Source organism: Bradyrhizobium sp. F1.4.3, from assembly GCF_040548375.1.
GTDB lineage: Bacteria > Pseudomonadota > Alphaproteobacteria > Rhizobiales > Xanthobacteraceae > Bradyrhizobium.
Genome location: NZ_JBEPRN010000011.1, coordinates 1 through 20,811, shown reverse-complemented (window position 1 = coordinate 20,811; position 20,811 = coordinate 1). Strand labels below are relative to the sequence as shown.

Below are 20,811 nucleotides of genomic sequence, written 5' to 3'. Positions count from 1 at the left end.
CCCGTTCCCTTTATTGGCCTGGCCTTGACCTGACGGCAGGACGTCAGTCCCGCCACGACCCGGATCAAGTGCCGACCTTGTTTGAGGGGTATTGTCCCGGGATCGGGGCGCGGTTCAAGCTGAAAAGGATGGGGCTTTGGAGCAACGACGAGGTATCCGCGGAGGCGCGATCGAGGCAAAGATGAGCCCTCTCCCCCCTTGCGGGAGAGGGGGGGTAGCCACGAACTCCGCTCCGAGTTTGTGGCTACCCCCCTCCCTAACCAAGGGAATTCAGCCGCTGCAGCCTGTCCTGCATCGCCTTCTTCAGATCATACCCTGACCGGCCAAACCCTGCATTGCGGCGGGTGATGAAATCATCCTGCTCGCGCTGGAGTGCCTTGGCTTCTCCCGCGTTACGGGCTTCGCGCAACACGCGGGAGAAGGATGCAAAAACCTCACGATCGAGATCGGCGAGCTCGCGGTTGGCGCAGATCGCCTTCTCGACCGGGCGGCGCACACCCGCGCAATTGAAGCTGGGCTTCCCGGCGACAGCCATCTGTGCGCCGATCCGCTCGAGCTCACGTGCCATCGCCTTGTGATTGGCCTTGGCCCTCTCGTGGTTCGGATCGATCTTCAGCGCCGCGCCGAAATCCTGCACCGCCTTGGGCTTGTCGCCCTTCTTCAGCCAAAGCTCGCCGCGGGCGTTGAAGATGTCGGCGAGCGTAGGATCGAGCAAAAGAGCGCGGCTGTCGTCGGCGATCGCACGGTCGAGCTGGTCATGCCGCGCCAGCAGCGCGCCCCGCGCGATCAGCGCCTTGACCAGGTCCGCCTTGGCCGCCTTCTCATTGTCGATGACCGCCGCGCAGGCGGAACTGGCCTTGTCCATGTCGTCGGCAGAGCTCGCGGCGAGGCACGGCGCGATATCGACCTGCGTGACGGCCGCCGGCTCGCCGCCGGTCGCGGCATGGGCAGCGCTGAGCGAAAGCGCACACAGCACGACGGCTCCTGACAATTGAATGAGATTCTGAAAGCGCATGCTCGTTGCAGTCGGAAGCTCTTGCTTTGTAGCCACACTATCCATCATACGGCCGGATTGATGCTAGCTTATGGCGACGCTCAAATCTGTTTTCGGGGATCGTCGTGCTGACATTCGAATGGATCATCGCGTTGCTGCTCGGCGCCGTTGCATTATCGGCGCTGGCCCGGCGGATCAAGGTCCCCTACCCGACGTTTCTCGCCATCGGCGGCGCGGTGATTGCCTTCGTGCCGAACAGCCCGTCCTGGACGCTCGACCCGGGCCTGGCATTGGCACTTTTTGTCGCACCGGTGCTGATGGATGCCGCCTTCGACACATCGCTGCGCGATCTTCGCAACAATTGGGTTCCGGTTTCGACCCTGGTCGTGGCCGCGGTCGGCCTGACCACGGTCGGCGTGGCCTTCGTCGCGCACCGGCTGATCCCGGACATGCCGTGGGCCGCCGCGGTGGCGCTGGGGGCGATCGTGGCGCCGCCGGACGCCGTGGCTGCTGTCGCGATCCTGAGCCAGGTGAAGCTGCCCTACCGCATGGTGAAGGTGCTGGAAGGCGAGAGCCTGCTCAACGATGCCAGCGCGCTGCTGATCTATCGCATCGCAGTCGGCGCGGTCGCGATGGAGCATCTGAAATGGAGCGAGGTCGCGCCGACGATCGCACTGGGGCTGGTCGGCAGCGTCGTTGCCGGCTACCTTGCCGCGCGCATCATTCCGCTGTTTCTGGAGCGCGTGAAGGAAGTCCCGAGCGCGATCATCGTGCAGTTCGCCACCACCTTCATGATCTGGATCGCCGCGGAGCATCTCGGCCTCTCCGGCATCCTCACCATCGTGATCTACGCCATTACCATCGCGCGCACGGCGCCGGCGCGCATGCCGGCGCGGCTGCGGGTGCCGTCCTACGCGGTGTGGGAGACGACGGTGTTCGTGCTCAACGTGCTCGCCTTCATGCTGATCGGCATGCAGATGCGACCGATCTGGACGCGGCTCGATGCGGACGTGCGCTGGGAATATTGCGTGGCGGCGGCGTGGATCCTGCTCACGGTGATCCTGGTGCGGCTGGCCTGGATCACGTTCTACCGCACCACGCTGCGCGTGCTGATCGCGCATGGGGTCTATCACCCCAAGGATCCGAAGCAGGTGGCCTCGCCCAAGGGCGGCCTCATCATCTCCTGGTGCGGCATGCGCGGCCTCGTCACGCTCGCCACCGCCTTTGCCTTGCCGGAGAACTTCCCCTATCGCGACTTCATCGTCTTCATCGCCTTTGCAGTCGTGCTGGGCTCGCTGGTGATCCAGGGCCTGACGCTGCGGCCGCTGATCCTGGCGTTCGGGCTCAAGGACGACGATCCCGTCGGCGTCGAGGTCGCGCGCGCACGCGTTGTGGCTTATCGCGCGGCGCTCGATGCGATCGAGGACGATCCGTCGGAGGAAGCGGAAATCCTGCGGCTCGAATATCGCGCCGTGCTGATGCAGGCGGACGACGATCCCAACGGCGGCATCACCAATGGCGAACTGCCCGCCGACCCCCTGCGCCGCCGCGCCATCGAGGCCGCACGAAAATCGGTCTTCGACCTCCGCGCCACCGAAGTGATCGGCGACGACGCGTTTCACCGGATCGAGGAAGAGCTTGATCGCGCGGAATTGAGCGCGGGGGGATGATGGTTCTTGTCGTCCCGGCGAAGGCCGGGACCCATACCGCGGAATCCATCCTTTACGTTCGGTGCGAGTCCCTAACTCCCAGTCTTCGCCAAACACAATCCTGTGGTTATGGGTCCCGGCCTTCGCCGGGACGACAGCAAACTACGCCCCCGCCTTGCACGTGATCCCGCCGTCGACCACGAGCTCAATCCCCGTCACATATTTCGACTCGTCCGACGCCAGGAACAGCGCGGCATTCGCAACGTCCCAGCCGTCGCCCATATGACCCATCGGCACCTGGGCGTCGCGGGCGCGCCACATCGCTTCGACATCGCCCTTGGCGTAGCTTGCAGCAAGTCCTGCGGAATGTTCGACCATCGGCGTCTTCATCAGGCCGGGCAGGATCGCGTTCACGCGCACATGGTGGCGCGCGAACTCGATCGCGGTGGTGCGCGTCATCTGGTTCATTGCGGCCTTTGAGGTGCCGTAGGTGACGTAGGAGATGCCCATGTGGCGGATCGAGGCAATCGAGGAGATATTGATGATCGAGCCGCCGCCCTGCTTCACCATCACGGGGATGACGTATTTCATGGCGAAATAGGCGCTCTTGAGGTTGACGCTGAAGACGCGGTCCCAGCTCTCCTCGGTGACCTCGACCACGCTGCCCATCTCGGCGATGCCGACATTGTTGTCGAGCACGTCGATGCGGCCGTAGGCCTTGAGGCACGCCGCGACCATCGCCTCGATCTCGCTCGCGCGGGAGACGTCGGCCGTGAACGCAGTCGCCTTGCCGCCTTCGTCCGTGATGATCTTGGCGGTCTCTTCGGCGGCCGCGCCGTTACGGTCGACGCAAAATACCTGCGCGCCTTCGCGCGCAAAGGTCGCCGCGGTGGCCTTGCCGTTACCCCAGCCGGGTCCGATCGAGCCGGCGCCCACCACCATCGCAACCTTGCCCTTGAGCCGGTCCATCGCGTGTCTCCCTTACTTCTGCTGTTCTTCGCAGATGCTCATTTTGGTCACGTTAGCACCGATCGGATGACCGACAATCTCGGACAATGTCTGACACGCGCCATCATGGCATAGCCGCCATTCGCCGGCCGCACCGGAGTTGCCGAGCACGACCTCCTGCATCGGGTCGCGCTTCGGTTGCCACTGAAACCAGCCGTCGACCAGCCGCGCCTCGGGCGGCGGCTCCATGCCGGGGCCCGTGCCCTTGACGCGCGCCTGCACCAGTTCGAGACCGGCCGGCGTGACGCGCCAGTCTTCCTGCCAGTCGACCTTTGCGATCGAATGCGTCCACACCAGCGTGAAGGCGGACAACGCCAGCACCTTGACGCCGCCAGCGGTGGCGAAGCAGAGGCTCACACCGCCTCGACGATGGCCGGCGGACGCTGCCGCCATTGCCACAGCACGAGCGCGGCCGTAAGCACGAAGCCCGCGGTGTCGCTGAAGGGGAAGTCGCCGAGCAGGCACAGCGCGGCGCCGAGCGCAACGACGCGTTCGATCAGCGTCAGCCGCGTGAACAGGAATCCGATCGCGACCATGCCGAACAGCGCGATCGCGACCAGCGCCTTGAAACTCGCCAGCGCCACCGCGCCGTAGAAGCCGAGCTTTGCCGCCATGGGATCGCCGGCCTGGAGCATCAAGGCCGGCGAATAGACGAAGATGAAGGGGATGACGTAGCCGGCGAGCGCGATGCGCATCGCCTCCCAGCCGATCTTGTCCGGACTCTCCTTCGCAATCGGCGCTGCGGCAAGTGCGGCGAGCGCGACCGGCGGCGAGAGGTCGGCCATGATGCCGTAATAGAACGCGAACATGTGGCTCGCGATCAGGGGCACGCCGAGCTTGGCAAGCGCAGGCGCCGCGAGCGCGGCGGTGATGATGTAGGTCGGGATGGTCGGAATGCCGGTGCCGAGCAGGATCGACAGCAGCATGGTCATGATCAGCGCCAGGAACAGGCTCTTCTCGCCGAGACCGATCACCCAGCTTCCAAAGATGGTCCCGACGCCGGTCTGCGACATCATGCCGATGATAACGCCGACGATGGCGCAGGCCATGCCGACGGTGATGGCGGATTTGGCGCTTTCGGCGAGCGAGTCGCGGCAGTCGCGCAAGGCGGCGAAGCCGCCGCGAACGAACGCGGTGATCACGATCAGGGCGACGACGACGCACGCGACCGGCACGATCTGCAATCCGTCGTGCGACAGCGCAGCGACGACGAGTGCGAGCCCGATCCAGAAGATGTAGCGGATCAGCACCGCGGAGACGCCCGCCGTGATGCTGGCGCCCAGGATCAGCGCCACGGTCAGCGCCAGGCCCATGCTGCCGGCATAGAGCGGTGTGAAGCCTTCGAACAGCATGTAGACGAGGGCCGCCAGCGGCAGCACGAGATACCAGCCCGTCACCAGCGCCTTCCAGGCGTTCGGGGTTTCCGAGCGCTTCATGCCGGTGAGGCCGTGCTTGCCGGCTTCCAGATGAACCATCCAGAAAGCGGAAGCGAAATAGAGCACCGCCGGGATCGCGGCCGCCTTGACGATCTCGGAGTATTGGACACCGAGCGTCTCCGCCATGATGAAGGCGACCGCGCCCATCACCGGCGGCATGATCTGCCCGCCCATCGAGGCCGTCGCCTCGACGCCGGCGGCAAAGGCGCGGCGATAGCCGAACCTGATCATCAAGGGAATGGTGAACTGGCCGACGGTGACGACATTGGCGACGCCGGAGCCCGAGATCGTGCCCATCATGCCGGATGCGAACACCGCGACCTTGGCCGGTCCGCCGCGGGTGCGGCCGAACAGGCCGAGCGAGACGTCGGTGAAGAGCTGGATCATGCCGGCGCGTTCCAGGAACGAGCCGAACAGGATGAACAGGAAGATGTAGGTCGCCGACACGTAGATCGGCACGCCGTAAAAGCCTTCAGTGCCGAAGGACAGATGCGTGATAATCTGGTCGAAGTCATAGCCGCGATGATTGAGCGGCGACGGCAGATATTGCCCGAAGAACCAGTAGACCAGACACGCCCCGCACATCAGCGGCAGCGCCGCGCCCATCAGCCGCCGCGTGCCCTCGAAGATCAGCACCGCGAGCAGCGTGCCGACCGCGAGATCGAGCCTGGTCGGATCGCCGTCACGCGCGATCAAATCGGCATAGAAAATCCACTGATAGAGCCCGCAGAAGAAACCGGCGCCGCCGACCAGCCAGCCGAGCGCACGGCCGACATTGCTCTTCGCGGTGAAATTGGCGATCAGGCCGAAGGTGAGCAGGACGAGGAAGCCGACATGGACGCCGCGCACCACCTGGCTCGGCAGATAGTTGAAGGCCGCGACATAGAGCTGGAACGTGGCGAAGACGATGCCGATCCAGTAGGCGAGCGTGCCCCACCAGCCCGGGCCAAAACCTTCCGGAAAACCGTGCTCGAAATTGTCGAATTCAACCTTGATGGGCGCCTCGGTGCCCTCTGCCTGCAACATGCCCGTATCCCCGCGCCCTGAAATCGTCATGCCCGGGCTTGACCCGGGCATCCATCAATAAACGACTCTTGAAGGATGGATGGCCGGGTCAAGCCCGGCCATGACAGGTGTATTACTTGATCAGCCCTTTTTCCTTGTAATAGCGGATCGCGCCGGGGTGCAGCGGAACCGGGCTGCCGGTCGCGGCCGTCTCGAGCTTGATCTCCTTGCCGGCCGCGTGCGCGTTGGCGAGCTCCGGCAGCGACTCGTAGATCAGCTTAGTCATCTGGTAGGCGAGATCGTCCGACACCGCGGAGCTGGTCACGAGGTAGTTGACCACGGCCGCAGTCGGCACGTCCTTGTCCTGCCCGGTATAGGTGTTGGCGGGAATGATCGTCGAGATGAAGGGCGGGCCAATCTTGTCGACGGTCTCCTTCGGCACGGCCACCACATTGATCGCACTCGAACTCGAGAGATCCTTCAGCGAGGCCACGCCGAGGCCGGCCGATTGCAGCGTCGCGCCGAGCTGGCGGTTCTTCATGAGGTCGACGGATTCGGCGAACGGCAGGTATTCGACCTTGCCGAGGTCCTTGTAGGTCATGCCGGCGGCGGCGAGGATCGCGCGCGAGTTCAGCTCCGTGCCCGATTTCGGCGCGCCGACCGACAGGCTCTTGCCCTTGAGATCCGCGAGCGTCTTGATGCCGCTCTCGGCGGTCGCGACGATCTGGATGTAGTTCGGATAGATCGCGCCGATGGTCCTGAGCTTGTCGAGCTTGGTCTTGAAGCCGGCTTCCTCGTCGCCCTCCCAGGCCGCTTTCAGCGAGTCACCCAGCGTGAACGCGATTTCGCCGCGGCCCTGCTGGAGCAGGATGAGATTTTCGACCGACGCCTTGGTGGCCTGCACCTGCGTCTTCACGTTCGGAATCTTGTCGCCGTAGATCTTCCCGATCGCGACCCCGAGCGGATAATAGACGCCGGAGGTGCCGCCGGTCAGCACGTTGATGAAGGATTGCGCATGCGCGCAAGGTGCCGACGCCGCCAGAGCAAGAGCCGCGGCCACGCCGAAAAACTTCGATGTCATGATTTCTAGACTCCCCAAACCGGCGGCGAAATTGGCCGGATGAGGCGACGGGGTCAACCCATCCAAAAGGCAAAACAGGACTGCGGTAAACGGCCGTACGGCCTCGATTTTTTAGGGAACCGGGCGGGTGCGGCGACGTGGCGCAGGCAGGCCAGCCGCGCGCTCAAGCACGTCAGGCCTGAGCGCGCTGCCCGGTCACTGGCAAGTCTTACTGGAAAGTCCTCACTGAAAAGTCCTCACTGAAAAGTCATGTCCATGCACTTGGAGATGTCGGAGCCGAGGCCGGAGGAGATGGTGATGCAACCGCGCACCTTCTGCGCGGTCGCGTCGGCCGCCCACACCGAGTAGCCGCCGGGACCGAAGAACGAGTTGGTGTTCGGCGGCTCGGTCTCGGTGGCGTCGAAGTCATAATGGCCGTCGTTCTCGAAGATGCGCGGCTTCTTGGTGCAGCCGCCGTCGGTCTGGACGTTGATGACTTCCTTGTTGTCGCGGGTCAGCGCCAGCGAGACCTGGCAACGGAAATATTCCGAGGTCTTGGTATTGAAGAGATAGGTGTAGGACTTGCAGGTCGCGGTGTTCAGCTTGCCCGGGGCAAGGCCGCGGCTGCACGAAATCCGCTGGTTGTGGCTGAGCTGGTAATCATCGGCCCTGGCGGCCGGCGCCAGCGCCGTCAGCGACAACGCAGCAGCCCAGCAAATTTTAATGACATGGCGCATTCGAATCATCCCCACCAATATCTTTGTCGAGTTGCGTTCTAGACTGAAAGCGGAACATAGTCGCGAGGGGACGAAGGGAAAATCACAAACTGCTGGGCAAGACGTGATGCGCCGCAATGCGGCTTGCGGATTGACCCGGCAATACCGTTCGTGATTTGTTCAGTCAGGGCCCCAACGATGGGGAGGATGGGACGATGGCATTTTCAACCAAGATTTTTGCGCTTGCCACCGTGCTGGGCGCATTCGCTGCGCCCGCATTGGCGCAAACCGCGGCGACGCCGTGGGAGCTCAAGCCCGACACGGGCTATGCCTATGACAAGGAAGGCAAGACCTTCTCCTACAAGATGGGCACCAGCAATGCCGGCGAGCTGCTGAAAGGCGCCAAGAAGGTGCCCAAGGGCACGCTGTTCTTCATCGGCCAGAACGGCCAGCTCTACATGCGCAGCGGCCCGTATCTGGAAGGCGACGGCAAGTTCAAATTCGGGTCGGATCGGTGAGGGACGGCGGGGCGGCGCCCATACTCACTGTCGTCCCGGACAAGCGAACGAAGTGAGCGCTGATCCGGGATCCACAACCACAGGGAGAAGTTGGGGCACGAGACTTGGGTTGTCGAGTCGTCGCCAAACCACATCCTGTGGTTATTGGTCCCGGATCTGCGCGCGCTTTGAGCGCGCTTGTCCGGGACGACAGTGCGTTTCTAAAACGCCGCCGCCAGCTCCCTCGCCCCACCATTATTGCTGTTCGAATCCATCCGCGCATCCGTGATCGCGAGCAGCTTGGCCACCGTGTTGTGGCGGATCGCGACCGGGTTGCGCTCGTAACCGCCGCGCTGGAAGAAGTTCGAGGTCGGCACCTGCTCGCGCATGGCTTGCGGCATCGTCACCATGTCGAGGCCGGTGCCATCGCCGGTGAGGTTCATCATCTCGAGCTCGGCGGCGGTGAGCGGGCGGGCGTAACCCTTGGCGCGGGCGAACAGCACCGAGGTCAGCAGCTTGTGGGTTTGCAGCATCGGCCCGACATCGATGTCGAGCACCATCGCATGCATGGCCCAGCCCTGCGCGGTGTCGCCGATCTTCTCGTGCTCCGACCAGGAGTCCGGCACCGACTTGGCATGCGCGACCATGCGCTTGAGCACTGAGAGCTTGTACTCCAGCGACTTCCGTGCCGGTCCCGATGTCTGCGCCACCTTCTCGCTCAGCGCACGAATGAATTCGTGGCCCTGCTCGGCGAGCAGCTCGACGCTGTTGGTGGTCAAGAGCTGGTTGTAGCCCATCGCGGTCGAGATCGCGCGCTTGCCGCCGTGTTCGATTCCGGCTTGCACGTCGTAATTTCCGGTGCCGCCGGTCTCGAACGAATAGACCCGCACCGCCTGCTCGCGCGTCAGTCCCGAAGCCAGTGCGTAACGCGCATAGACGCGCTTGAACTCGACCTCGGAAGTGGGCCGCTGCGGCGTGAATTGATAAAGATCCTGCGCCGCGCGCATCAGATCGGCGACCACGGGAAGCGGCTTGCGGGCCGGGCGCTCCGGCGTCTGCTCCGGCTCCGGGTTCACCGGCCGCTTCGGCCCGGTATAGACCGGCGGCTGCTCCAGCACGTAATCGTCGAGCGTGATCTGCTGCCCGCTGCGCCGCTTGGCGTTGCGGCCGCGCCGCTTCTCCGTGACCTGGCTCCAATAGGCGCCGGCCTCTTCGTCGAAGGCGCCGCGGATTTGCTGATACTCCTGCAGCTTGCGGCGATATTCGAGCACGGCCGGCGACGCCCCGCCTTGCGCAAAAAACTGCGACAAGAGCTGGGCGTTGGCATTGCTGACGGCGGGCGGCAGCGCGTCGGCGTCACCACCTCGCGCTGTGGGCGCGAGCAGGACGAGCGCGACTGGAACCAGCGCCAGATGTTTTCGAATCGAATGATGCATGCTGCCCTCTTAGCAGGCATCCGGTAACCGTCACGTTAACGCGTCGTTTACCATCGTCACTTCCAGGCGAACACCGGCTGTTCCAGGTCGGTCACGCGGGTCTGCCGCCCCGCCAGCACCTCGCGGAACTGGTAGATCAGCGCCGCCGTCGGCGCGTGGATCAGGCTCCTCTCGTGATGGAAGCGGATCACGCGGCGCGTGCTTTCGGGGATCGCGACGAAATCGAACGCCTCTTCGCGCTCGATTGTCGCGAGCGCGATGCGATGGACCGAGGCGACCTCATCCGGGTTCGGCATGATCGCAGCGCTGTCGGCGGCCCAGACCACAACCGGCGTGATCAGATAGCCGGAGCGCGTCGGATAGTCGTCGAGCAGGCCGAGCACGTCGTTTGCCGTGAGTTTGAGCGCAAGCTCCTCGTCGAGCTCGCGCAGCGCCGCTTCGACCGGCGTCTCGCCGGCATCGCAACGTCCGCCCGGCAAGGCCCATTGGCCGCGATGCGCGCGCAGGTGTGAAGCACGCTTGGTGAGCAGGAACGCGGCATCGTTGCCGTGATCGGATGCGGTCAGCGCCAGCACCACTGCGGCCCGCTTCAGCGTTGACGGTGCAGCCGCGTCAGGCAGCCGCGCGAATGTTGCACAGGCGTCTGCGATATTCCGTCTGGTGGCATCGTCGAAAGGTCTCATGATGCTTGACTACACCAGGACCGCACTTGATGAAACGAGGAGAGATAGCGTTGCAAGGATGGACCGGGAGATGATCGACAAGACCGCCGCAAAGCTCAAACAGGACGGTTGGACCATCCTCGAGACCACCGGCTTCATGCACCTGGTCGGCCCGCTCTGGGAGCGCAAAATCGACGGCCACTACGAATTCGCGCTGGCGACCGAGGACAAGCACCACAATCGCCGCGGCATGGTCCAGGGCGGCGTGATGATGACGTTTGCGGACCGCACCTGCGGCATGACTGCCCGCTATGTCTCGGGCAAGGAATTCATGGCCACCGTGCAGCTCGACACCCATTTCGTCGAAGCCGGCCAGATCGGTGACATCCTGATCTCCCGCCCCCGTGTAGTGCGTGCGACGCGCAGCCTGATCTTCATGCGCACCGAGGTGACGGTGGACGACCGTTGCGTGGTAATGGCCAACGGCGTGTTCAAGATATTGAGGGGGCCGGGGTAGGCCATCGCTGCGCGGCCGGGACGACGTTGGGGAGATAGTGGTGTCTCAACAAACACCGTCATTGCGAGCGCAGCGAAGCAACCCAGACTCTTTCCGCGGATGCATCTCTGGATTGCTTCGCTGCGCTCGCAATGACGGAACGAGATGGTTATGCTGGCCCTCACAGCAGCATTGAGGAAACCCCATGCAATACCGCCAGCTCGGCCGCAGCGGCCTCAAGATCTCGCCGATCTGTCTCGGCACCATGATGTTCGGCGGCCCGACGGATGAAGCCGCCTCGCAGCGCATCGTCGCGAAGGCACATGAGGCCGGCATCAACTTCATCGATACCGCAGATGCCTATTCGAACGGCGGCTCCGAAGAGGTCGTCGGCCGCGCCATCGGCAACAACCGTCACGCCTGGGTGCTCGCGACGAAACTTGCAAATCCCATGGGCACTGACCCCAATCGCGTCGGGCTGTCGCGGCGCTGGGTGTTGCAGGCGGCTGACGAGAGCCTGAAGCGGCTCGGCACCGACCAGATCGACATCTACTATCTGCACAAGGAGGACCACGCGACGCCGCTGGAGGAGACGGTGCGCGCGATGGGCGACCTGATCCGCGCCGGCAAGATCCGCTATTTCGGCGTCTCGAATTATCGCGCCTGGCGCGTCGCCGAGATCTGCAACATCTGCGACCGGCTCGGCATCGACCGGCCCGTCGCGAGCCAGCCCTATTACAACGCGATGAACCGCATGCCCGAGGTCGAGCACTTTCCGGCCTGCGGTTATTACGGCCTCGGCATCGTCGCCTATAGCCCGCTGGCGCGCGGCGTGCTCACCGGCAAATACCGGCCCGACGCAGCCCCGGACAAGGAGACGCGCGCGGGCCGCAACGACACCCGCATGATGCAGACGGAATGGCGGCCGGAGTCGCTAAAGCTCGCGCAGGAGATCAAGACCCACGCGGAGACGAAGGGCATCACCGCCGGCCAGCTCGCGGTCGCCTGGGTGCTCAATTCCGCCTTCGTCTCCTCCGTGATCGCAGGTCCGCGCACAGAAGAACAGTGGGACGATTACATCCGCGCGCTCGACTATCGCTTCACCGCCGAGGACGAGGCGCTGATCGACCGTTTGGTGACGCCGGGCCATCCGTCGACACCGGGCTACAACGACCCGGCCTATCCGATCGAGGGCCGCCGCGCACGGACGGCGTGAGAGTGGGAGACGGCGATGGCGTTTGAAGACCGCTGCGGATTATCGCTCTCCACCTCTTCGCATGAGGCCGCAAGCGCCTATCGCGACGGCGTCGACCTCATGCTCGCGGGCTGGACCGGCACGGCGGAGGTGCTGGAGCGTGCGATTGCAGCCGATCCGGATTTTGCGCTCGCGCATATCGCACGGGCGCGGCTGCATTCGTTCTATCAGCAGGGCGATCTTGCACGCGCCAAGGCGGCAGTCGCACGCGAGTTCGTTGCGAAGCGCGGCGACGAACGCGAGCGTTCGCATGTCGAGACGCTGGCGCTTGCGATCGAGGGCCGGCTGCCCGAGGCGCTGGCCGCGACGCTGCGGCATATCGAGAGCTGGCCGCGCGATACGATCGTGCTGTCGCTGCCGCTCGGCGCGTTCGGCCTGTTCGCCATCTCCGGCATGGCCGATCACGACCAGGCGCGGCAGGATCTGTGCGAGCGTGTCGCGCAGCATTACGGCGAGGACTGGTGGTTCCTCACGCTCTACGGCTGGGCGATGACCGAGAATGGCAATGTCGCACGTGGCCGCAGCGTCACCGAACGCGGTTTCGGCCTGCGGCGGCAGAACGCTCATGCCGCCCACGCCGTGCTGCATGCGATGTTCGAGGACGGCTCGATCGACGAGGCCGACCGTCTCGTCGACGACTGGATTCCCTCTTACGGCCGCGCCGGAATTCTGCACGGCCATATCCTCTGGCACCAGGCGCTCGGCGCGCTGGAACATGGCAACCCGGCGCGGGCGCTCGCGATCTACGCCGACGTGCTCCAGCCCGCGGTTACGCAGGCACCGCCGCTGAACATCATCACCGACGCCGCTTCGCTGCTCTGGCGCCTGTCGGCTTACGGCCACGCCGTGCCGAAACCGCTCTGGCTCGACGCCGACGTTGCTGCGCAAAAACTGTTCCCGAAATCGAGCCTGCCTTTCGCCGACGTCCATATGGCGCTGTTCGCCGCCGCAACCCAAAATCGCGAAGCGCTCGCCGCACGCCTTGCCGTGATCGAGCAGCGCCTCGCCGAGGGCAAGCTGCCGGCCGGACCCGTGGTGCCGGCGATCTGCCGCGCGCTGGCGGCCTTTGCGGATGAGGATTATGCCGCTTGCGTGCGCGAACTCGCACCTGTCCTCAGCCAGGTCGTGCGCATCGGCGGCAGCCACGCCCAGCGCGAGTTGATCGAGGACACTTTCATCGTTGCGCTGATGCGCAGCGGCGAACTGCCGCGCGCCCGCGCCATGCTCGATGCCCGCCTTCACCGCCGCCCGTCCTCACGCGATACGCGCTGGCAGGCGGCAATGGCTTGAGGCAGGATAGCCAAAACAAGACCGGAGGACGCCGATGACCGAGATCGTTGCGCTGGAGGCGCTGGCTGCGCGCGTCACACCGGGGCAGTCGCTGGCCATCCCCGTCGACGGCTCCGGCGTGGCGATGGCGGCGACCGCGGCGCTGCTGGAGGCCGGAATCCGCGATCTCGGGCTGATCTGCGTGCCGATCTCGGGCCTCCAGGCCGACCTCCTGATCGGCGCCGGCGCGATCGCCTCGATCGAGACCAGCGCGGTATCGCTGGGTGAGGCCGGCGGCGCGCCGCGCTTCACCGCAGGCGTCAAGAGTGGCGCCTTCGCGTTACGCGACTCCACCTGCCCGGCGATCTTCGCCGGCTTGCTCGCCGCGCAGAAGGGCGTGCCGTTCATGCCGATCGCCGGCATCATCGGCAGCGACCTGCTCGAGGTGCGGCCCGACTGGCAGGTGATCGACAATCCCGTCGGCGAGGCGCGCAAGGTGGTCGTGGTGCCCGCGCTCTCCCCAGACGTCGCGCTGTTTCATGCGCCCGAGGCCGACCGCGCCGGCAACATCCGCATCGGCCGCCATCGCGAACTCGCCGATCTCGCCTATGCCTCCAAACGCACGCTTGTGACCGTCGAGCGTATCGTCGACCGCAATCTGCTGGAGTCGGAGGACTCCGCCGCGGGCGTGCTGCCCTCGCTCTACGTCGACACCATCGCTGTCGCCGCGCGCGGGGCGTGGCCGCTGGCGCTGTGGAACGAATATCCGGCCGACGAGGCCGAGATCGCGCGCTACGCGGCGATGGCGCGCAGCGAGGACGGCTTTCGTGCCTATCTCTCGACCTTCCTGTCACACCGCAAGCAAGTGGCGTGAGGCGATGTCGTCCGAACGCGAACGGCGCGAAATCCTCATTGCCACCATCGCCGATCTGCTCGACGGCATCCGCCATGTCGCGGTCGGCGCGTCGTCGCCGATCCCCGCCGCTGGCGCAATGCTGCTGCGCGCACGCAATGCGCGCGACGGCAAGCCGCCGGTGCGCATCTCGATCCTGGGATCGCAGGCGCATAATTTCTTCACCAATGGCGGGATCGAGCTGTTCGACTGCGCCGCGCAGGGCCGCGTCGACGCCTTCTTCCTCGGCGGCGGCCAGATCGACGGCCAGGGCAACATCAATCTGGTCGGCACCGGCGACTATCCCACCAGCAACGTGCGCTGGCCGGGCTCATTCGGCTCGGCCTATCTCTACCACCTCGTTCCGCGCGTGATCCTGTTTCGCGAGGAGCATTCGCCGCGCGTGTTCGTGCCGAAGGTCGATTTCGTCAGCGCCCGGGCGATCACGCCGAAAATCCCTCGCCGCGGCGGCCCCCACGCGCTCCTGACCAACATGGCGCTGTTCGACTTCGACCGCGAGGCGGGCGGCTTCGCCTTGCGCTCAGTGCACCCGCCGTTCACGCCGGCCGACATCCGCGAGAATACCGGCTTCGCCTATCAGGAGCCGGAGGTCGTGCGGGAAACGCTGCGGCCCGATGCCGCGACCCTTGCGCTATTGCGCGGAAAAATTCTCGATGAGCTCGCCGAGACTTACCCGGCCTTTGCGCGGACAATGAAGCAGGCGGCATGATCGCTGCCGTCTCTGCCACGAAAAAAACATCGCCCTGGCGGCAAGTGCCTGCCGGGACGGGTCGGGGCGATCGATGCGAATCGCCGATGGGTGGCGCGGTGGTATTCCAGACGGGCTTGGCCGAAGAAACGGGATCGCAACCAATTCGTGGTTCGATGGTTGTTGGATGGAACTTTTCCGTGGTCCTGTCCTTGCCCTGTCCTTGGCCCTCTGGCATACGAGCCTGATGATGCGCCTCCGCCGACCGGTTCTGGCTGCAACCCTCACGGTCTTGATCCCGGCTTTCGCAAGCCCTTGTTTTGCCGAGTCTTCCACCGCGATCCCGGTCAACAATCCGTCCGCCCAGCAGAATTCCTTCGTCGACCTGCTGGCGCTGATCTCCGGCCACTGCAAGACGCTGAAAGTCGCCGGCCGCACCTTCGCCTGCAAGACGGTGGCCTACGCCCATGGCGACAAGGGCCGGGTCAATTTCGCGGTCGCCGTCGACGATCCCACCGACGAGAACCACGTCGTGTCGTTCTCAGGCGAGAACGGCAAGCGGGCCGACGACAATTCCTACGAGCTGCCGATCGACCGCATGCTGCTCAACTCCAAGGACCGGCCCAAGGTCGACGGCCTGCCGGTGCCGGCGGAGCAGACCTCCACCGGTGTCTGCCGCCAGACCGGCAATTTTGCCGCCAAGAAGGTGAACGACGTCACCTGCTCTGCGACCGACAATGAGGGCCGGAAATACGAGCTGCTGTTCGTCTCCGACGGCAAGCCGGTGAGCGTGCGCCGCATCAGGCAGTCGGCGCCGTCGATCCAGGATCCGTTCAAGTAGCGACATCACTTATTCTCGTGTCCCGGACGCGCTGCAACGCGCTTGGCGTTGCCGCGCAGAGCCGGGACCTATGCTGCAGCGGTCGCGCTCAGAAAGATGGGCCCTGGATGCAGCGCATCGTCAAAGAGACGCTACGCTGCATCCGGGCTACGATAGCCGTCCCGAAACGAGGGAAAATCGGCATTGCCTGCCGCGGCACATGCCTCGCATACTCGGCTCGACAAAAGCCGGAATCCGTTCTCCATGACCAACCCGCACCCCTTCCCCGCCCTCATTGTCGTCGATGTCCAGCGCGCCTTCGATGAATGGGAAGTGGCGGGCAAGCGGCGCAACAATCCGGACGCGGTGGCGCGCATCGCCGATCTGTTGAAGGCGTTCAGGGCGAACGGCGCGCCGATCTTCCACATCCGCCATGAGGGCACGAAGCCGAACTCGACGTTCCGCCCCGAAAACTCCGGCTATGCCGTCAAGGACGAGGCGCGCGAACAGGCCGGCGAGCCGGTGATCGTGAAGCACGTCAACAGCGCCTTCATCGGCACCGACCTCGAAAGCCGCCTGCGCGGAGGCAACATCGGCACGCTCGTCATCTGCGGCGCCACCACCAATCATTGCGTGGAGACGACGACACGCATGGCCGGCAATCTCGGCTTCGACGCACGCCTCGTGCGCGATGCCACCTGGACGTTCGACCGCGTCGGGCCCGATGGCGACACGCATTCGGCCGAGGCGATCCACGCGATGACGCTGTCGAATCTCAACGGCGAATTCGCCCGCATTGTGACCACGAATGACGTGATCACCTCGCTCGCAACAGTGCGACAATAAACCTCAACGCACTTCAACCATTCGCGTCTGCGTCGTTTCGACGCCCGCCCTCGCCGGAACGCAGCCAACACCCATCTGTTGTCACTCGACGTCTCAACTGGAGTGATGACATGAAGTATCTCTTTGTCGCGATGGCTGTCGGTGCTGCGGCACTGGCCAGCGGATCAGCGGCGAACGCCGCCGGCAGCGGAAAGGCCAGGCCGAACGCGCAGACCCAATCGACCGACATCAGCGCGCAGCACCGGCACCACCATCACGGTCACCGCTATCATCAGCAGTGGCGCCATCACGGCCATTATCGACCGCACTACCGAAGCTACGGCTATTACCCGCGGCATCACGGCTATTATGGCGGCGGACCGTACGGCTACTATGGCGGCGGCCGCCCCGGCGTGACCTTCGGCTACGGCGGCAGTCGCTGGTAAACAACCGTCACCGGTGAACGAAAGGCCCGCGAGCGCGCGGGCCTTTTTTTCATCCCCGCAAGATCATGCCCGCCGTCTCCAGGCCGCTCGCAAGCGCGGCCTCGACCGTGCCCATGTCGCGGCCGCGATAGAGCGCTTCGCCGGAGAACAGCACCGAGCCATCGGCACGCGCGAGAATTTTTTGCGCCGCGCGCGTCTGCGGCGTCGCCCAGGAATAGGCCCCGCGGGCGAAGGGATCATGCGCCCAGTTGGTCGCCACGGCCGCGACGACGTCGCGTGCGAGATCACTCCGCGGCAAGTCGAACACGGCCGCAAGCGAGTCGATCGCGGCATCGATCAACGCCTGCGGATCGAGGCCAGATAGCTCCGCCGTCCGCGGGCCGCCGAACCAGCCGGTGAGCACGGGATGATCGGCCGGGCGCTGCGTCCACCACACCGGAATTGTCTCATCCGACAGCAGAAAGGTGAGATCGCCGAGATATTCCGCTCTGTCGCGCCACCACGGCTTCTCGAAACGCAGCAGGATCTTGATGACATTGCCGAAGCCGATATCGGCCGCCAGCGCGGCCTTCTCACGCGCACGTGGCGGAAGCGCGATCTCTCGCAACAGCGGCGGCGGCACGGTGAGGATCACATTGTCGCATGAAAGACCCCCACCGCCGGCACAACGGACGGCAACCGCGCCGCCGGCCTCCTCGATCGCCGACACCACAGCGCTGAGGCGAAACACAACGCCATGCCTGCGGCATTCGGCCACCAGGAATTCGATCAGCGCGCCATAGCCGCCGACGATGCGGGCCTGCGTGTGACGTCCGCCGTCCATCCATTCGTCGCGCAGCGCCAGCGTCGAGGCGCGCTCGGGTTCGGCGGCGTCGTAGCCTTCGACCATCCGTTCAATGGAATGCCGCATCCGCGCGTGTTCGCCGTCGGCAAAATGTCGGCGCAGGAAATCAGCGACAGTGAGGTCGTCCTTCAAATCCTTCAGCGCAGCGTGAAGCTCGGCTTGATGCGGATCATCGCGGCCCTCACGCGAGAGCTTCGTACCGTCGAAGCTCCATTGCGTGCCTTCGATGGCCTGCAACGACAGCCCCGCGTTGCGCAGCAGGCCGCGCGTGACCGGAGCCTCGCCATGGACGAATTCGGCGCCACCATCGGCAGGATAACCGAACTGCGAGGCGGCCAATGCATGGATGCGCCCGCCGCAGCGTTCGCGCGCCTCCAGGATCGTCACCTGCCTGCCCGCACGCGCGAGTTCGCGGGCCGCCATCAGGCCAGCCGCGCCGGCACCGACGATGACGATGTGCTCTGCCGTGCCTGACATGCCGCTGCTTTACTGGCCCGCGGCCTCGTTCTGGATCAGATAACGCAGCAGCAGGACGCCGCCGCTGAGCTGTCGCGTGCTCTCCAGCGTCATCGCTGTGAGCGGCGCGCGCTGGTCGCTCTCGGCGTCCGTCGAATCGAACACGAAAGGTGCGCCTTTGGCACCATCGATGGCGGGACTGAGGATCAGATTGAATTCGTCGATCAGGCCGGCGCGCAGGAACGCGCCATTGGCGACGCCGCCGCCCTCCACCAGCAGGCGCTTCACGCCGAGCTCGCGATTGAGGATGTCCAGTGCGAGCGCCAGGTTGATCTCCGCTTGGCCTGCAAAGATGTAGGACACGCCCTCGCCGCGCAGGCCTGCGAGATGCGAATCCGGCACGCTTTCGGTCAGCACCACGACGATCGGATCGCCGCCGATGTCGGAGCGGCCCCAGCCGATCTTGCCGTGTGCATCGAGCACGACGCCATAAGTTTTGGCATCGCGCCGCGCGAACCAGTTTTCGCGCGGAAATGTCTCGCCAGACGTCGCGCGATAGGGCTTGCCCTTGGCGAACTCCGAGCCGGTGACGCGGCCGATCACCCAGGCATCGCCGCCGAGCTCGTCATGGATCTTCTCGAACCAGTCGGCGCCGGCGCCCTTCGGACGCCAGCGGCTGGGATGCGTGCGACCGTCCAGGCTGGAGTGCATCAGGCAGATGACGTAGGGCTTCATGTCAATTCTCCGCACCTTCTTCTCAGACAGCCGGCCCATGACCCTTCTCAGGGTTCCTGGCGCGATCGCTCACGATCACCGCGAGCGGATTGAGCTTGGGCGGCGCGACCAGCTTGAGCGTGTTGCTGTCGTGATGATTGAACGGGGCGCCTCTCACGAACAGCTCGGTCTGGATCAGATAGCTCCAGCTGCCATCATCGTTGAAGGTGATGTCGCAGCGATAAGTATCGGTGCGGAAGGCTTGTTCCAGGAAGTCGGTCGAGCAGATCCCGTAAGCCGTATCGCCGCGCTTCGCCGTGACGGATATTGTCTTGTCATCCGGCCTGGCCTTGCCCGATGCGAGCAACACCTGCCCGCGCGGGATTGCCACCGTCTGCATAATCAGCCCGGTCGCGGGCTCCCACAGCCAGTAGCCGACCTGGTCGTGGAAGGTGATGTCTTCCTCGGGCGTGTTGATGTGGATGTGATAGCGCAGCCCGTAGAACAGCTGCGGCCCGTTGGCCTGCGGATCGATCGGGTCCATCTGGATATGCTCGATGAACACCCGCCGCTCCGGCCCCTCCGCCTTCGGATTGATGTCGATGCCCTTGTCGGCCTGCCAGACGCCGGCGAGACGGCGGAGCGGGCCGAGATTGGCGAGACCGTCCGGGGAGACGTCGTCGGACTCGGTAAAAATGTCGGCGGGAATGGGGAGCATGGGGGGCCTCGGATGGTGGGGCAGTCTCCACATTATCACGCCTGCCATCTTCGCGGCGCCATAAACACCAGTATGTCCGCATAGCGGTCCCCCGACTGCGGGAAGATGTCGGGTATACTGTCGCGGGCCGCTGAGTCGGAATTGTGATGACGCCGTTCGAACTGAGCCTCAAGCACGACCTCGATATTGAGCGGCTGCGCTTCGATAACGAGTGGCTATTCAAATGGCACTGCTTGAATATGGAAGGGCGAACAGTCGACGTTCCCAGATTTGATGGGGGCCGGATCACAATTGGCGGCGTACGATTTGAGGGACAGGCGCAGTCGATCTATTGGCAGGCGATCGGGCGGAATTTGAATGGCAAGGTTCATGAGACCTTCCAGAAATGGGACCAAGACACCCGATCCTATCCAGCAACCTTACGGTCGTCGTCCTTGGACGGAACGGAGAGGTTATTGCGGCAATTTGTAGCCGCGGTAGCAACCCGCGCCCTAGAGACCTATCGGGCCGTTACAGGACGCGGTGTGCCGGTAAAGGATCCCCCCGTTGAGGGTAGCGGCATGCACAGCGCAACCAATGTGGAGATTCTGCGGCTGGCGCAAGCCCATCGGGAGCTATTGCCGACAGTGAAGAGTACGGAAGGCAAATGGTGGGAACGGCTGATTGATGCGCTGAACATCAAGCCGGGAATGTTTGGAATGAACATTGACTTGAAGAAACTTTTCGGCCGCTCGAAGTAGTCGCCTCCAGCGAACTTATCGTGAGCTATGCGATGACCGTGCGCCTAATTCGGTTCGCGCGCGCACTAGGTGCACTGGACTGCACCCCTCAAGTGAGACACGATAATCTCGGTGACAGGGCATTTCCGAGGATGACCTGTGGCAGCAAGAGGGAAGAACCGTCA

The 20,811-nt window shown here is 64.6% G+C and carries 22 protein-coding genes; 11 read left to right on the top strand and 11 right to left on the bottom strand.

The annotated features are described in order from the left end of the window. Positions 1–256: 256 nt before the first annotated feature. A complete protein-coding gene (locus ABIB73_RS24905; protein ID WP_354228311.1) occupies positions 257–1,015 on the bottom strand; it encodes a tetratricopeptide repeat protein in 759 nt (252 codons plus the stop codon). Between the two features lie 104 nt (positions 1,016–1,119). On the opposite strand from ABIB73_RS24905, the gene ABIB73_RS24900 reads away from it, so the two are divergent. After that, on the top strand, positions 1,120–2,664 hold the full coding sequence (locus tag ABIB73_RS24900; protein WP_354228309.1) for a cation:proton antiporter: 1,545 nt from the start codon (positions 1,120–1,122) through the stop codon (positions 2,662–2,664). A 141-nt stretch (positions 2,665–2,805) separates the two neighbouring features. On the opposite strand, the gene ABIB73_RS24895 is transcribed toward ABIB73_RS24900, so the two are convergent. The 5 genes from ABIB73_RS24895 to ABIB73_RS24875 form a co-directional block, all read right to left on the bottom strand. Beyond that, a complete protein-coding gene (locus ABIB73_RS24895; RefSeq protein WP_354228307.1) occupies positions 2,806–3,612 on the bottom strand; it encodes an SDR family NAD(P)-dependent oxidoreductase in 807 nt (268 codons plus the stop codon). A gap of 12 nt (positions 3,613–3,624) precedes the next feature. Then, a complete protein-coding gene (locus tag ABIB73_RS24890) occupies positions 3,625–4,044 on the bottom strand; it encodes a DUF1850 domain-containing protein (RefSeq protein WP_354228305.1) in 420 nt (139 codons plus the stop codon). Next, complete coding sequence (locus tag ABIB73_RS24885) at positions 4,005–6,113, bottom strand: TRAP transporter permease (protein ID WP_354228303.1); 2,109 nt, start codon at positions 6,111–6,113, stop codon at positions 4,005–4,007. The genes ABIB73_RS24890 and ABIB73_RS24885 overlap by 40 nt, the downstream gene beginning before the upstream one ends. Before the next feature lie 112 nt (positions 6,114–6,225). Next, positions 6,226–7,173, bottom strand: a complete 948-nt coding sequence (locus ABIB73_RS24880; protein WP_354228301.1) for a TAXI family TRAP transporter solute-binding subunit — start codon at positions 7,171–7,173, stop codon at positions 6,226–6,228. A gap of 236 nt (positions 7,174–7,409) precedes the next feature. After that, complete coding sequence (locus ABIB73_RS24875; RefSeq protein WP_354228299.1) at positions 7,410–7,889, bottom strand: hypothetical protein; 480 nt, start codon at positions 7,887–7,889, stop codon at positions 7,410–7,412. A 194-nt stretch (positions 7,890–8,083) separates the two neighbouring features. On the opposite strand from ABIB73_RS24875, the gene ABIB73_RS24870 reads away from it, so the two are divergent. Continuing rightward, positions 8,084–8,386 carry a hypothetical protein gene (locus ABIB73_RS24870; protein ID WP_354228297.1) on the top strand — a complete coding sequence of 101 codons (303 nt, stop codon included), beginning with the start codon at positions 8,084–8,086 and terminating at the stop codon, positions 8,384–8,386. A 200-nt stretch (positions 8,387–8,586) separates the two neighbouring features. On the opposite strand, the gene ABIB73_RS24865 is transcribed toward ABIB73_RS24870, so the two are convergent. Together ABIB73_RS24865 and ABIB73_RS24860 are read right to left on the bottom strand one after the other, a co-directional pair. Continuing rightward, positions 8,587–9,801: a hypothetical protein gene (locus ABIB73_RS24865; protein ID WP_354228295.1), complete on the bottom strand. Its 1,215-nt coding sequence runs from the start codon at positions 9,799–9,801 to the stop codon at positions 8,587–8,589. Between the two features lie 56 nt (positions 9,802–9,857). After that, positions 9,858–10,484: an NUDIX hydrolase gene (locus tag ABIB73_RS24860; RefSeq protein ID WP_354228293.1), complete on the bottom strand. Its 627-nt coding sequence runs from the start codon at positions 10,482–10,484 to the stop codon at positions 9,858–9,860. 70 nt (positions 10,485–10,554) lie between these two features. Here ABIB73_RS24860 and ABIB73_RS24855 point away from each other — a divergent pair, with 70 nt between their 5' ends. The 8 genes from ABIB73_RS24855 (at position 10,555) to ABIB73_RS24820 (ending at position 17,175) form a co-directional block, all read left to right on the top strand. Further along, entirely contained in the window at positions 10,555–10,980 is a 426-nt protein-coding gene (locus ABIB73_RS24855; RefSeq protein WP_502918457.1) for a PaaI family thioesterase, read from the top strand. Between the two features lie 184 nt (positions 10,981–11,164). Continuing rightward, complete coding sequence (locus ABIB73_RS24850; RefSeq protein WP_354228289.1) at positions 11,165–12,175, top strand: aldo/keto reductase; 1,011 nt, start codon at positions 11,165–11,167, stop codon at positions 12,173–12,175. Between the two features lie 15 nt (positions 12,176–12,190). Next, complete coding sequence (locus tag ABIB73_RS24845; RefSeq protein WP_354228287.1) at positions 12,191–13,504, top strand: tetratricopeptide repeat protein; 1,314 nt, start codon at positions 12,191–12,193, stop codon at positions 13,502–13,504. Between the two features lie 34 nt (positions 13,505–13,538). After that, on the top strand, positions 13,539–14,357 hold the full coding sequence (locus ABIB73_RS24840; RefSeq protein WP_354228285.1) for a CoA transferase subunit A: 819 nt from the start codon (positions 13,539–13,541) through the stop codon (positions 14,355–14,357). 4 nt (positions 14,358–14,361) lie between these two features. Next, positions 14,362–15,105 carry a CoA-transferase gene (locus ABIB73_RS24835; protein ID WP_354228283.1) on the top strand — a complete coding sequence of 248 codons (744 nt, stop codon included), beginning with the start codon at positions 14,362–14,364 and terminating at the stop codon, positions 15,103–15,105. Positions 15,106–15,334: 229 nt separating this feature from the next. After that, on the top strand, positions 15,335–15,925 hold the full coding sequence (locus tag ABIB73_RS24830; protein ID WP_354228281.1) for a hypothetical protein: 591 nt from the start codon (positions 15,335–15,337) through the stop codon (positions 15,923–15,925). A 243-nt stretch (positions 15,926–16,168) separates the two neighbouring features. Next, positions 16,169–16,750, top strand: a complete 582-nt coding sequence (locus ABIB73_RS24825; RefSeq protein WP_354228280.1) for a cysteine hydrolase family protein — start codon at positions 16,169–16,171, stop codon at positions 16,748–16,750. A 110-nt stretch (positions 16,751–16,860) separates the two neighbouring features. Next, a complete protein-coding gene (locus ABIB73_RS24820) occupies positions 16,861–17,175 on the top strand; it encodes a hypothetical protein (RefSeq protein ID WP_354228278.1) in 315 nt (104 codons plus the stop codon). A gap of 49 nt (positions 17,176–17,224) precedes the next feature. Here the strand turns inward: ABIB73_RS24820 and ABIB73_RS24815 are convergent, their stop codons facing one another. From ABIB73_RS24815 to ABIB73_RS24805, 3 genes are read right to left on the bottom strand one after another with little or no spacing between them, the layout of a single operon-like run. Then, on the bottom strand, positions 17,225–18,496 hold the full coding sequence (locus ABIB73_RS24815) for a flavin monoamine oxidase family protein (RefSeq protein WP_354228276.1): 1,272 nt from the start codon (positions 18,494–18,496) through the stop codon (positions 17,225–17,227). 9 nt (positions 18,497–18,505) lie between these two features. Further along, complete coding sequence (locus ABIB73_RS24810) at positions 18,506–19,210, bottom strand: RibD family protein (RefSeq protein ID WP_354228274.1); 705 nt, start codon at positions 19,208–19,210, stop codon at positions 18,506–18,508. 22 nt (positions 19,211–19,232) lie between these two features. Continuing rightward, positions 19,233–19,907: an FABP family protein gene (locus ABIB73_RS24805; RefSeq protein ID WP_354228272.1), complete on the bottom strand. Its 675-nt coding sequence runs from the start codon at positions 19,905–19,907 to the stop codon at positions 19,233–19,235. A gap of 146 nt (positions 19,908–20,053) precedes the next feature. On the opposite strand from ABIB73_RS24805, the gene ABIB73_RS24800 reads away from it, so the two are divergent. Beyond that, positions 20,054–20,647 carry a hypothetical protein gene (locus ABIB73_RS24800; protein ID WP_354228271.1) on the top strand — a complete coding sequence of 198 codons (594 nt, stop codon included), beginning with the start codon at positions 20,054–20,056 and terminating at the stop codon, positions 20,645–20,647. Positions 20,648–20,811 lie beyond the last annotated feature (164 nt).